This window comes from Sphingomonas chlorellae (assembly GCF_056485145.1).
Map to the genome: position 1 here is coordinate 234122 of NZ_JBQXXM010000001.1, position 13251 is coordinate 247372.

Sequence of the window (13251 nt, forward strand, 5' to 3'; positions counted from 1 at the left end):
GCGCATCGATCACTTCTTGCCGAGCAAATCCTTCAGACCCGCGAGCGGACCCATTGCAGCCGCCGCCTCTTCCTCGGTCTTCACGCCGGCTTCCCGGAGGACGGCCGCCGCGCGGGGACTACGCGGATAAGGATCGATCTCGAGCGCCATCGTTTCGGCCGCCGCCTCGCCCAGATCGACGGTGCCGCCGCTGTAAAAGACGGTGTCGCACTCGTCTTCGGTCAGTTCGATCTCCTCGTCGCCGTCCGCTTCAGGCTCGGGAACGAAGCGGATCGCGAAATCGGTTTCCACGGTCGCTGGAAGCAGATCGTCGGTTACGACGCAGCGCTGGGTAAGCCGCGCCGAGACATGGCCGCGGGCCACCACGCTGTGCGCGTCGCGCCGGAGCCGAAAGGTGGCATCGAGCTTGTCGATCGCCTGGAGGCCGAACCGCCGGCTGAGTGCAGCGCGCTCGTCCGCATCGGCGGCGATCTGCACCTCGCTTTCGCCCGCGCCGATCTGGTCGAGCCGGTGCGGACGCGAAAATTCTGGATTCATCGGGGAAGTTCGCCTTTCAGAAGGATGTCGAGCGGCGTCGCGTCGAGCGTCGCACGCAGCGCGCGCAGCGACCGCTCGACGTGCGCGACTGCATCCGGCAGCGGCGGACGGCCGCGATAGAGGTTGCGTTCCAGCGCAGGGGCAAGCGTTCCTGCCGCAAAACCGGCGCGATAGGCGTCGAGGCGGCCGCCGAGCATTCCCATCATGTGGCCGACATGCTTGCCGACGACGATGTCGCCGATGCCGATTTCACGCAGCTGTCCATCCATGTCGTCGATGAAGCACTCGGCGAGTGCGGTCGACGTCGCGACGCCTGCGGGATCGCCTTCCAGTCGAAGCAGCACGACCGCGAGAACGGCCGCGATCATGTCGAAGCGGCCGTCGATGCTGTCGGAAACCGCCCCCTCGACGTACCAATGTGGTTCGCGGCCGCGCGCGACAACGGCGGCATAAAGCTGCGGTGCGCTGCCGCGATCGGGGCTTCCGAAGAGCCGCTTGAGCAATCCCATGGGCCGAATCTGTTCCTCTGGACCGTACGCGACCTTGTTTGGCCGCATTTTGCCGCATATTGAGGCGATCGGCGCGCGATGCAATGCGTGCCGGCCCGCGTCTGCACTGGAGAGTTTAATGGCCGTTTCCGCCCGCGCGCTTGCGATTGCTGCGCTGATCGTCGCCCTGGGCACGACCGCGTGCACGCGCACGCGGACGCATCAGGGCTATATCGTCGACAAGGAGCTGGTCGATGCGATCCAGCCGGGGATCGATAATCGCGAATCGGTCGTCCAGACGCTGGGCAACCCGACCTTCCAGGCGCAGTTCAACAAGAACGAGTGGTATTATGTGGCGCGGGAATCGGCGAACTTCGCCTTCCACACCCCGAAGCTGCACGATCAGTTGACGTTGCGCATCCGCTTCAACGATGCGGGCGGCGTTATCGCCGTCGATCGGATGGGCAAGGACATGGTCGCGACGGTCGAGCCCTATGGCAAGAAGACACCGACGCTGGGTCGCAAGCGCGGTTTCTTCGAGGATCTGTTCGGCAATATCGGGACCGTCGGTGCGCCCGGCATGGGCGGCGGGGCCGGCGGCCAGGGCGGCGGTCGCTGATCTGAACGCCTGCGCTGCGGCGCCGGAGGTCTTCACAAAGCTTGCTGCCGGCTGACACGACCGTTCCCGCCGCGTTCAGTCGCCCCCTGCCATTTCGATGCCATGCCGGCAGCTTCGCCGGCTCGCTCTGGAAGGAGGGAAGCGATGAAGAAGATCGTTCTGGCTGCGCTGATCGCTGCCGTCACGGTGCCTGGCCTGGCGCTGTCGAGCACCGCAAGCGCCCAGTCCAATGCAGAACTGCGTCAGGACCGCCGCGACATTCGCGAGGAACGTCGCGATCTCGACCGGGCCTATCGCTCGGGCGATCCGCGCCGCATTCACGAGGAGCGTCGCGATCTGCACGAAGCCCGGCGCGAATACCGCGAGGATCTGCGCGATCGCGAACGGCACTGGCGCGACGATGACTGGCGCAGCTGGCGCAACCAGAACCGCGCCGTGTTCGCGCATGGCGACTGGCGCGCGCCGTTCCGTTACACCCGCTTCCAGCCAGGCTATCGGATCGCGGCGCCCTATTATGCCCCGCGCTATGTGATCGTCGATCCGTGGCGGTATCACCTCCCCGCCGCCGGCCCGGCCCGCGTCTGGGTGCGCCACTATCGCGACCTGGTGCTGGTCGACACGCGGCGTGGGGTCGTCGTTCGCGTGATCCCCGGCTTCTACTGGTAAGCAAGTGACGCAGGGTTCGGCCGCGCCGCGTCATGGGGCGCGACCGGTGCCCTGCGGCACGGTCCGAAAGGGGCAAAGGACCGGTGGAATAACGTCCCGCCGCGGACTTCGCTCCGCGCGCCCCCTGCGGCTCAGCGCACGGTGAACAGCAACTGGTCGATCACGCGACCGCCCGGGTCGATCAGGCGCAGCCGATGTGCACCCCGACTGGGGACGATCAGCGGATGGGTATCGGGGCTGCCCAGTTCGCGCCCATCGAGCTGAAGCCGGTGGCCGCGCGCGTCACCGGAGACGGCGACCGCCAGCCGCTGGCGCTCGGGGGGAATATCGGGGTCGACGGCATAGACGCTGCCGGCGACCGGACTGGTGATGCGCGGTCGCCGGGCCGCCGCAGGGGCGGCGGCGACAAGATCGAGCGCCGTTCCACGGAGGAAAAACTCCTGCCGCGGCTGTTCGATCGCGCCTGCGAAACGGATCGTCCGTCTCTCGATGCCATCCGGCATGGGCAGCGGTCGGCTGGGACGCGCGGCATGCAGTGCCAGCATCATGTCGCGCCACACCGGCGCTGCGCCGCTGGTACCCGAGACGGCGCGCATCGGATCACCCTCGAGATTGCCGACCCAGACGCCCACGGTGAACCGGTCCGAGAAGCCGATGCACCAATTGTCGCGCATCGCCTTGGAGGTGCCGGTCTTCACCGCTGCCCAGAAGGGCAGGCGAAGCGCCGAATCGACCCCGAACGTGCCCGCCCGCGCATTGGGGTCGGCGAGCATGTCGGCGACGATCCATGCCGCCTGAGGTGTGGTCGTCGCTCTCGGCGCATCGTGCGGCGCGTCGAGCGTCAGCCGGGCGGGCGACCAGCGTCCGCCCATCGCGAGGCTTCGATAGGCGGCGACCTGCTCGACGAGCGTCACTTCGGCCGAACCCAGCGCCAGCGAATAGCCGTAATAGTCGCCGTCCTCGACCAGACCGCGATAGCCGGTATCCCATAGCCGGTCGCGGAAGCGCTCGACGCCCGTCAGCAGCAGCGTGCGCACCGCGGGGACATTGAGCGAGCCGGCCAACGCCATTCGCGCCGAGACCGGTCCCTTGAACGCGCGGTCGTAATTCTGCGGGACGTAGAGCCCCGATGCCGTGTCGAGTTCAACCGGCGAATCGTCGAGGATCGAGGCCGGGGTCAGATAGCCCTTCTCGATCGCGAGCGCGTAGAGAAAGGGCTTCAGCGTCGATCCCGCCTGGCGATAGGCGCTGGCGCCGTCGACGGCCGGCGCGGTCGACTCGCCGCCGATCCCGCCGACATAGGCGAGGATATCGCCGGTCGCATTGTCCATCGCAACCACCGCGCCGTCGCGGGCGCGCGTGCCGCCCAGCCCCTGTAGCTGGCGACGGAGCGCGGCGACGGCGGCGCGCTGAACGCCGATGTCGAGCGTGGTACGCACGCGCATTCCCGGCCGCGTCAACAGCGCGGCGGCCAAGTGTGGCGCGAGGCCGGGGTCGAGCGCAAGGCTGCGCGCCGGGCCGAGCATCGACGCCGCAGCGGCAGCGAGATGGCTGCAATCGTGTTCGCGCGCGAGCGCACAGGCGCGTCGCGCCACCATGCCGGCGGGCGCGCCGGGGTTGGGAAGCAGCGCGGCGAGCAGCAGCGCATCGTCGCGGCCGAGCGTCGCGGGCGTCTTGCCGAACAGCCCCAGTGCGGCCGCGCCGATCCCCTGCGCCTCGCCGCGAAAGCCGGCGAGGTTGAGATAGGCCTCGAGGATCTCGTCCTTGCTCCAATTCTGTTCGAGCTCGGCCGCGGCCCGCATCTGGCGCAGCTTGTCCCAGAAGCTGCGCCGTCCGGGCTGCGCCAGTTCGGGCGCAAGATACGCAGCGACCTGCATCGACAGCGTCGACGCGCCGCGGACGTGCCGCCCTGCGAGTCGATCGCGCAGCACCCCGGCGAGTGACCACCAGTCGATCCCGCCATGGCTGCGGAAGCGTCGGTCCTCGGCGGCGACGATCGTGTCGCGTGCGACGGGCGCTACGCCCTCGAGCGGCGTCCAGCCGAGCCGGCGTGCCTTGTAATCGACCCGGACGCTGTCGATCAGCCGTCCCTGGCGATCGTAGAGCCAGCTCTCGGACGGCTGCCATTGCCGTCGCACGGTGACATAGCTAGGCAGCGTCGGCGGCAGCGTCGCCCACCAGAGTGCGGCATAGCTGGTCGCGAGCATCGTGCCGCCGCCCCATACGATCCGCGTCGGCGTGAACACCGCGCGCCAGCCCTGTTCACGCCAGGCGGCACGTTCGCGTCCGAACCAGTCGCCGATCGCCTGCGGAAAGGCGTCGATTCGCGCGATCAGCGCCCGCAGCCGTGATGGGATCACCGTTCGGCGACCACCATCGGCTGATTGGGCAACTGCGCACGGATTTCCGGCGCGTACATCGCCTCCACGCGCGTCGCCGGCAGGCTGAAGCGGCCGGCGGCGTTGAGCCGCACGACATAGGAGACGGTGAAGCTGCCGCGCGGCATCCAGCCATAATAGCCGCGCCACGAACCGCCGCTCGCCTCGGTCCAGCTCGGTGTCGCGTCACCCTCGGCGCCGCCCTTGTCGGCCAGCATCTGCGACTGGCCGCCCAGGCCCCCCATCACGGTCGCGCCGCTGGGGATCGGATCGTCGATCACCACCCAGTTCCGTTCGGCCGATGCCTCGACGCGGATCGTCACCTTGAGCACGTCGCCGCGCGTATAGCGTCCCGCCGCCGCGGCCTGCACCGCCTCGACCGTCTTCGAAACGCGATACCCGGCCATCAGCGGCTGGGTGAGCGGTACCGCCGCCTTTACCTGGACGAATGCCCAGGGACCGGCGCCGCCGGCCTGGCGGAGCAGAAGCGGCGTTTGCGCCGTGGGCAGCGGCAGGCTGAACAGCCGCTGCGGTGCCATCAGCGGCCAGGCACGGCTGATGCTGGTACCGCCGAACGAAGCCGTCGTGACGCCGGCGATCGCCGTGGCCGGGTAGAGCGTCTGGAACCGCCGCGCCGCGAGCGTGCCCCAAGCGTTGGCGGTCGTGGTACCCCAGGCGCCGCGGCGTTGACGGGCGGCCACGCCGACCATCATCTTGGCGGCATCGTCCTGCCAGCCGGGGCGGCCGAGCACCGCGAGCACGGCCTTGATCGCCGCCTCGTCGTCCGAGGCCATCAGCCACCACGGCATGCGGCCCTTGTCGCTCAGGTCGATGCGCGTTCCCTCATAAACCAGCCGTGTCCGCAGAACCTTGTCCACCTCCGCGCGCAGCGCCGCGCCGTTGGCAAGGCCGTTCACGCGGCCGAGCGCCATCGCATAATCGGCAAGCGTCGACGTCGGCATTTCGGCCGGCGCGAGGCCGATCTGGCCGAGCATCGACGCGCTCGCCACGCCCTGCCGTGCGAGTGCTGCGAAGGCGGCGACGCGCTGGAGCCGGACATCACCATAATCTTCGTGGCGCAGCCGCCCGTCGAGTACGGCCTTCATCGCGTCGATCATCTTGGCGCGGGGACCGTCTGGAAGCGGGAGCCCGGCCTCGGCACTGACCGAGAGGATATAGGCGGTGAGCGCCTCCGATCCCGGCCAGTCGCCGGGGAAATAGCGCAGCAACCCCTCGCCGTCCTGATAGGCCGGCAGGTCACCGGCGATGCCGTTCCAAAGGGCGACGTCGCCAAGCGCGATCGCGCGCGAGGTCCGCTGTTCAAGACAGTTGTAGGGGTAAGCCGCCATGAAATCGCGCACCCCCTGGAGCGGCGGCGCGAGCGAATCGGTGAGTTGCACATCGACCGAGCCGAGTCCAGGCAACGCGCCGGCGGGCGGCGCGATCGGCAGGCTGGTCGCATCGCCGACGCGGAGCAGCGTCGCCGCCCAGGTTTCGACCGGAACCGCCGGGATGACCGTCTGTGCGACGGTCACCCGATCGGTGGCACGGGTGCCGTCCTCGGCACGCGCGCTCACCGTCCAGCGCAGCGTGCCCGGCTGTGCCGGGGCGGTGAGATTCCAGGTCACCGGAACGGCCCCGCCCGCCGGAATCTCGACCGTCAGCGGCCGGCCCGTTGCCACGGCGGGTTCGAGCGCGACGCTCGCCGTGACGCGCATCGGCTTGGCCGAGCCGTTCCGCAGCGTGAACATGGCGCCGAAATTGTCGCCCGTGCGCACGATCTGCGGCACGCCCGGATAGATGCTGAGATCCTGCGCGGCGCGGATCGTTGCCTGCCCGGTGCCGAACAATTGTTCACCGTCGGTGGCGATCGCAACCAGCTTGAACGCGGTCAACGCGTCCGACAACGGCACGGCGACACGCGCGTGGCCGTTGCCGTCGAGTGCAACCTTGCCTTTCCACAGCAGCACCGGCTTGAAATTCTCGCGATTGAGGCCGGAGAGGTCGCCGCCGCCGCCCCCGCCGCCGGCCTCGACCGCCTTGCGCCCATAATGGCGCTTGCCGACCACCTGCGTTTGCGCAGTCGACGTCAGCACCGAGATCGGGCGTTCGCCCATCATCGCCGCCAGCACGTCCCAGCTGTCGTTGGGTGCGAGCTGGAGCAGGGCCTCGTCGACGGCAACGAACGCGACGTCGGCCGAGGCGGCCGGGCTGCCGTCGGGGCGGCGGACGGCGACGTCGACCTGCGCCACGTCGCGTGCGGCATAGCGTTCGCGATCAGCCTTGACCGCCACACCGAGCCGATGACCTTCCCAGCCGACCTTCACCTTGGCGATGCCCATGCGATAGGCAGGCTTCGCAAGATCGACGGTCGCCGTCGGCTTGCCGCCATCCTTGGAGAAGAAATCGAGCCCCCATTCGCGCGCGAGATTGGCGCCCCAGCTCGACCAGCCGGACACCCGCCCCCGCACCGCCATGACCGAAACATAGACGTCGGGGGCATAGTCGCCCGGCATCGGAACTTCGATCACCGGATCCTTGCCCGAAAGCGTGGTGACGAAGCTGGAGAGCACGCCTTCCCGCTCGACCGTAACGAGTGCGGTTGCGCTTCGGAACGGCATTCGTACCTGGAAGCGCGCGGTTTCGCCGGCCTTGTATTCCAGCTTTTCGGGAATGACGTCCATCCGGTCGCCATTGTCGCCGCCGAACCACCATTCGTCCTCGCCGACGACCCATACCGAACGCGTCGCGCGGGCGACATTGCCGTTGGCGTCCTTGGTCGTCGCGACCGCATAGACCTCTCCCGACACGCCGGGTGCGAGCTTGCAGCTCGCCAGGCCTTGCGCGTCGGTGGTGGCGTTGCACGTCGCGCCGAGGCGCGTCGTCTTCATCTGGTTGTCATAGGCATAGAAGCCGCCGATCAGCCGGCGCCGCGCGGTGAGGATTTCGCGGCTGAACAGCTCGACCGAGACCTTTTGATTGGCGATCGGGTGCCCGGCCGTGTCGAGGGCGACGAAGCGCAGGCGAAGATCGTCCTGCTTCATCAGCCAGCCGTCGGTCTTGATCCCCAGTTGCACCGCCGACGGAAAGATCGGGATGCGCCGCGAGGCCGTCAGGATTTCGCCGTTGGCGTCCTGATAATCCATCTCGACGAGCATGTTGGTCGGCTGGTCGAGCGTCTGCGGTACGTCGACCGAGGTCCGGCCGCTGCCGTCGGCGCCCAGCGTCACCGGCAAGGTCTGCGTCGGCGGGAGCTTCGCGCTTTCCTCGTCGGTTTCCGAATCGCCGTTGAGTGCGCGCAACCCCTCGCTCAGCGCGCGTCCGCCGAAGCTGTAGCTTTCATAGCCGTCGGGTGTCTGGAGCCCTTCGAAATAGCCGATGCGCAGCTCGACCGGCAGGTTTGCCGCGCCGCCGCCCGACAGATATCCGACGAACAGGTCGAGCGGCAACGTCGTCGGGCGCACCGCCGGATCCTTGGGGCCGGCCACCGACGCCTTCATCGTGGGAAGCTTGTATTCGTCGACCCGGACCGACTGGTTCGTCCAGATCGTCTCTTCCTCGCCGTTCTTCTTGATCACGACGCGGAGGTCGTAATCGCCCATCTCGGCGCCTTGCGGGACCGTCCAGCTCGTCTCGCCGATGCCGTTGGCGTCGATCGTCAGCGGCAGGTCGAACACCGTGTCCGACCCCCGGTGCGACAGGCGCAACGTTCCGGTGAAGGCCGGCGATGCAGAAAAGCCCCGCGCAATCGGCTGGCGCACGATGTGCTTCATGTGCACCGTTTCGCCCTGGCGGACGAGCGCGCGGTCGAACACGGTGTGGAACAGCTGCTTCTGTTCCTGCCAGCCATAGGGCAGGTCGAAATCATAGGGGCGGATGCCCTCGCCCCAGCTGGTCAGCGTGAAGCTGAAATCGTCACCGCTCCGGGCCGAGACCATCAGCGGCGACGCACCGCCATTGTCGCAACTGCCATAGGTTTCGGGTTGCGGCAGCCCCCTGGGAACGCCCAGCCGGCCCGACGCGTCGGTCGTGCCGCGGGCGAGCAGTTCGCCGGTGCAACTGTCGGTGACGCGCACTTCGGCGCCGCCGACGCCCTTGCCGCTGTCGAGCGCCGTCACCCAGACCAGCGAGGCGTCGCGGCCCCATTTGAAGTGCACCGTCATGTTGGTGACGAGCGCCGCCGAGGCGACGTAGCGCGGTGCCTTGCGGCCGAGCAACGCCTCGCCGAGTCGCGGGCTCGCCAGTTCGACGACGTAGAAGCCGGGACGGGTGAGCGGTACGCCGATCACCTCGAATGCCTTGCCCTTGCCGGGCAGTGCGACCTGGAACGGCTTGCCGCTGGCCGGGGTCAGCAGCGGTTTGGCACCGGTCTGGTTGATGCGGATCGTCTTCCCCGCGCGCTTGACCTCGTCGGTCTTGGTCTCGGCGGCATCCTCGACGGCGCGCAGCCACTTGGCGACCTCGCCGTCGCCGCCATCGACCTTCAGGCTCTGCCCGCCGACCGCCATCTGCTTGCCGCCGAGATTTTCCTCGACGCTGCGGACGGTGAGCGGCAGCACGCCGCCCTCCTTCAGCTCGAGGATGCCGAAATTGGCGGCGAACTTCACGAGTGGCGGTGCTTCGTCGATGCGCACCTCTAGCGGGAAGCGTTCCGCATTGCTGAGCGGACGACCGCTCTCGTCGGTGACGTTTGCCGGCAGCGTCAGCCGCGCCGTGGTCGACGGCGGAAGCGGCGCCTTGAACTTGATATCGGCAATGGTGGCGCGGCGCTTGTCCTCATCGGACAGGGTGGGCGCGATCTCCTTGCCGTCGGCCGTGCGGAGCCGGATCGCCTCGGCCTGCGCGCGCGCGATCGGTGCGGAAAAGCGGACCCAGGCTTCTTGCACGGGGCTGCACCCCGCCTGCGGATTGACACGGGCGCATTCGAAGCGTGCGGTGAAGGGTTTGCGGACGGTGAAGTCGAAGCGCTGGTCGGCGCCCGCCAGTCGTCCGGAGGCACTCCGGATGGCCTTGCCCCACACCAGCGCGACATCGCGCCCGGCGGGGAGCGGGCGCCGGCACTTGAGTGCGACGATGCTCGCCGTGGCCTTCGTGCGGGTGGCGGCGTCGGCAGGAAGCGCCTGGGGAAGCCCAGCGTCCTCGAGGAAGCTGCGCACTACCCAACGATCGGTGCCCAGGCCGGAAAGCACCTTGGCCGGAACGTCCGCGGGGAGGACGTCCACCGGGATCTTCTCGCCCAGCCCTTCGACCGCGCAATAGGCGTTGGCGGCAACCGAGGCCGGATCGGGCGCGAGGTTGGCGGCGACGAGGAAGGTCTGGTCCTCCTCGATCTCACCGCCATAGCGGCTCGGCAGCACCGCGCGCGCGACGGGGCCGCCGCTGTCGACGGTGAAGCTGCGCTGGCCGTCGATTGCATAGCCGGCCAGCGTCTTCAGCTTTTCCCTGAGCGTGAAGGTACAGGTGACGCCGCCCGGAAGCGGGCTCGCGAATTCGTGGACATAGGTGTTCTGGTCGGCCCAGCGGCCCGTGCCGCCGACTGGGCATTTGACGTCGACCGGCGCAGCGGCGCGCGGATCGCCAAGCGGGACCATCGGCTGGCTGAACCTAAGTGTGAAACGTTCGATGGCGCCGTTGCCGATGCCCGGCGTCGCCAGTTCGACCTGCGGCCCGCCGTTGCCGAATGCCGCAAGGGCGCCCAGCGGTGCTGCGATCAACGCCAGCGCCGCGATCCTGAATGCGCGTTTCAAGCCGAACTCCCCAACTGCGAACCGCTTCACCTTAGCCTGCGTCCCAAATTCGGCCAATCCACAACCTGATTGATCCGAAATGAAGCAAACTGGCACGACAAGGCGCTGTTCCACTTCCAGAATCACGCTAGTTCTTAGTAAGAAATAACTCCGATTCGGGGGCGGTCGGGATGGTTGTCGAGGGAGTGATCTTCGTCGTCGACAGGTTGCTGTGGGAAACGGTGGCCTTTGCGGCGATATGGTTTCTGGTCGGCGGAATCGACGATCTGCTCGTCGACCTTCTGTTCGTTGCCAGATCGGTGCATCGAGGGATTGTAGGACTGGGGAGGAGGCGGTCCAGACTTGATGCCGTGACGCGGACCGGGCCGCCGCATCGGCTGGCGATCTTTGTCGCGGCCTGGGACGAATCGGCCGTGATCGGCGCCATGCTCAAGACGGCGCTGACCCGGTTCGATTATCCCGATTTCCGTATCTATGTCGGCGCCTATCCGAACGATGGCGCGACCATCGACGCCGTTGCCGCCGCTGCGAGGGGGGATCCGCGCGTGCGGCTGGTGGTGGGGCCGCGGGAGGGCCCCACCACCAAGGCCGATTGCCTCAACGCGATCTGGCGCGCGATGCTGCGGCACGAACGTGCCGGCGAGCGGCGATTCGACGCCGTGATCCTGCACGATGCCGAGGACATGGTGCACCCGCAGGAACTGGTGGTGTTCGACGCGCATCTCGACCGTTATGCCGCGGTGCAGTTGCCGGTATTGCCGTTGCGGCATCCGCGCTCGCCCCTGGTTTCGGGGCATTATTGCGACGAGTTCGTGATCGCGCATGCCCAGCACCTGCTCGTGCGCGGCTATGTCGGAGCGGGCCTGCCGCTCGCGGGTGTCGGCTGCGCGCTGCGTCGCGATGTCATTGACCGGATCGCCGCGGGACGCGGGGGCGAGCCCTTCGACGCATCGAGCCTGACCGAGGACTATGAACTGGGACTGGCGATCGCCGCGATGGGCGAGCGCGCGACGCTGGCGCGGGTTGCCGAACGTCCGGGTGGCGAACTGGTGGCCGTTCGCGCCTATTTCCCGTCGACCGTCGCCGCCGCAGTGCGGCAGAAGGCGCGCTGGATGACGGGGATCGCGCTGGCCGGCTGGGACCGTACCGGATGGAGCCGGGCGGGCCGGATCGGCGATCACTGGATGCGGATGCGCGACCGGCGTGCGACGCTGGCGATCCCGGTGTTGCTCGTTGCCTATGTCGCCCTGCTGCTGTGGGGGGCTTCGATCGGGCTGCACGCCGTGCTTGGCGACGGGGCGAGTGGCGAGCCCCTGTCGATGGCGCTGCAGCTGATCCTTGCGCTCAACCTGATCCTGCTCGCATGGCGCATGGTGGTTCGGATGGTGCTCGTCGGTCGCGCCTATGGCGTTGTCGATGCGTTGCTTTCGGTGCCGCGGATGGTGGTCGCCAATTACATCTCGCTGCTCGCGGCACGGCGTGCCCTGTTTCTCTACCTTGAAATCCTGCGGGGCCAGGCGGCGCGCTGGGACAAGACGGCGCACGAGTTTCCCGATGAGGCCGCGCCCCCGTCTCCGCCGGGAGCGACGAAGTGAGCGCGGCGATGGGGGTGCCGCCCGGCGCCGGGCGTGGGCGGCCGTTGCGCTTTCTGGCGTTGGTCGCGATTGTCTGGTTTGGAATCCGCGTTGCGCCGCTGATTCCGCGCGTCGTGCCACCACTGTTCGCGCGCGTCTCCGCACCGGCGGCTGCGGCAACGATGCCCGAATGGGTGCGTTCCGGCATGTGCCCGGCTGCGCCGCCGACAGTGTCGGCGGCCGCACCGGTCCCCGCGACGGTACCGGAACCGGCGCCGGGGACATGCGGGCTCGATCTGACGCCGCTTCTGGCGGGATTGCGGCTGGTGCCCGTTCCCGTTTCCGTGTCGGTGCGGACCGGCGCGCGCGGGGCGATTGCGGCCGGCGCAGGGCACGGCGCACCGCTCCAGGTGCCGATGATCGCGTGGTCGCTGCCGGAGGGCACGGTCACGGAGGGCGACCCGCCGCATTGGGTCCCGTCGGCAACGTCCGCGACAGTGCCGATCGCGGCGGCGCTACCCACGCCGGGGACTGGCGCTCCTGCGGCGGTGGTGGGACAGCAGGCGCCGCCGCCGCAACGGATGATGCCGCTCGCGCCGCGCTGGCGAGTCAGCGGCTGGGTCATCGCGCGGCCGGGTACGGGGATCGGCGCCGGACCGGTGGCGGCGCAACTGGGCGGAAGCCAGGCAGGCGCGCGCATCGCCTGGAGCCCAGTGTCGCGTGCACGGGTCGCGCTGTTCGGGCGCGTCGATGCGCCGATGGTCGGGCGGGGCGGCGAACTGGCCGTGGGGGCGGAATGGCAGCCGACGCGTCTTCCGGTACGGCTGGTCGCCGAACAAAGGATGGGACTTGCCGGGCAGCCCGGCGGCCCCGGCGTGGGCGTGATCGCGGGGGGCGAGCAGCGCGTGGGACCGGTGCGGGTCGAGGGATATGGCCAGGCGGGTGTGCTCAATCGCGGCGAAACCGAAGCCTATGCGGATGGCGCGGTGCGCGTGCTGCGCGGTATCGGCAAGGGCGGGCGCAGCCGCTGGGCGGTGGGCGTGGGTGCCTGGGGCGCGGCGCAGCGCGACGGGCAAAGGCTGGATGTCGGCCCGACGCTGATCACGGTGATTCCGGTGCGCGGGCAGAATCTGCGGGCCGCGCTCGACTGGCGACAGCGGGTGGCGGGGCAGGTACGCCCGGGATCGGGGCCGGCGCTGTCGCTCGGGGCCGATTTCTGAGCGGGAGAGCGGAGGTGGCGGC

The 13251-nt window shown here is 68.9% G+C and carries 8 protein-coding genes; 4 read left to right on the plus strand and 4 right to left on the minus strand.

Annotated elements, in window-relative coordinates; translation table 11 throughout:
• Window positions 1-9: 9 nt before the first annotated feature.
• Window positions 10-537, minus strand: coding sequence for a YceD family protein (locus tag ACT3CF_RS01125; protein ID WP_478419882.1), 528 nt, complete (start codon window positions 535-537; stop codon window positions 10-12).
• A complete protein-coding gene (locus ACT3CF_RS01130; RefSeq protein WP_478419883.1) occupies window positions 534-1046 on the minus strand; it encodes a ubiquinol-cytochrome C chaperone family protein in 513 nt (170 codons plus the stop codon). Before ACT3CF_RS01130 ends, ACT3CF_RS01125 begins: the two co-directional genes overlap by 4 nt.
• A gap of 118 nt (window positions 1047-1164) precedes the next feature.
• Between ACT3CF_RS01130 and ACT3CF_RS01135 the strand changes: the two genes are divergently transcribed.
• A complete protein-coding gene (locus ACT3CF_RS01135; RefSeq protein ID WP_478419884.1) occupies window positions 1165-1644 on the plus strand; it encodes an outer membrane protein assembly factor BamE in 480 nt (159 codons plus the stop codon).
• A 144-nt stretch (window positions 1645-1788) separates the two neighbouring features.
• On the plus strand, window positions 1789-2310 hold the full coding sequence (locus ACT3CF_RS01140; protein ID WP_478419885.1) for an RcnB family protein: 522 nt from the start codon (window positions 1789-1791) through the stop codon (window positions 2308-2310).
• Between the two features lie 131 nt (window positions 2311-2441).
• On the opposite strand, the gene pbpC is transcribed toward ACT3CF_RS01140, so the two are convergent.
• Window positions 2442-4517: a penicillin-binding protein 1C gene (pbpC, locus tag ACT3CF_RS01145; RefSeq protein ID WP_478421306.1), complete on the minus strand. Its 2076-nt coding sequence runs from the start codon at window positions 4515-4517 to the stop codon at window positions 2442-2444.
• A 149-nt stretch (window positions 4518-4666) separates the two neighbouring features.
• Window positions 4667-10435 carry an alpha-2-macroglobulin family protein gene (locus tag ACT3CF_RS01150; protein ID WP_478419886.1) on the minus strand — a complete coding sequence of 1923 codons (5769 nt, stop codon included), beginning with the start codon at window positions 10433-10435 and terminating at the stop codon, window positions 4667-4669.
• Between the two features lie 170 nt (window positions 10436-10605).
• Here ACT3CF_RS01150 and ACT3CF_RS01155 point away from each other — a divergent pair, with 170 nt between their 5' ends.
• Together ACT3CF_RS01155 and ACT3CF_RS01160 are read left to right on the plus strand one after the other, a co-directional pair.
• A complete protein-coding gene (locus ACT3CF_RS01155) occupies window positions 10606-12030 on the plus strand; it encodes a glycosyl transferase family protein (protein WP_478419888.1) in 1425 nt (474 codons plus the stop codon).
• On the plus strand, window positions 12027-13229 hold the full coding sequence (locus ACT3CF_RS01160; RefSeq protein ID WP_478419889.1) for a hypothetical protein: 1203 nt from the start codon (window positions 12027-12029) through the stop codon (window positions 13227-13229). Before ACT3CF_RS01155 ends, ACT3CF_RS01160 begins: the two co-directional genes overlap by 4 nt.
• Window positions 13230-13251 lie beyond the last annotated feature (22 nt).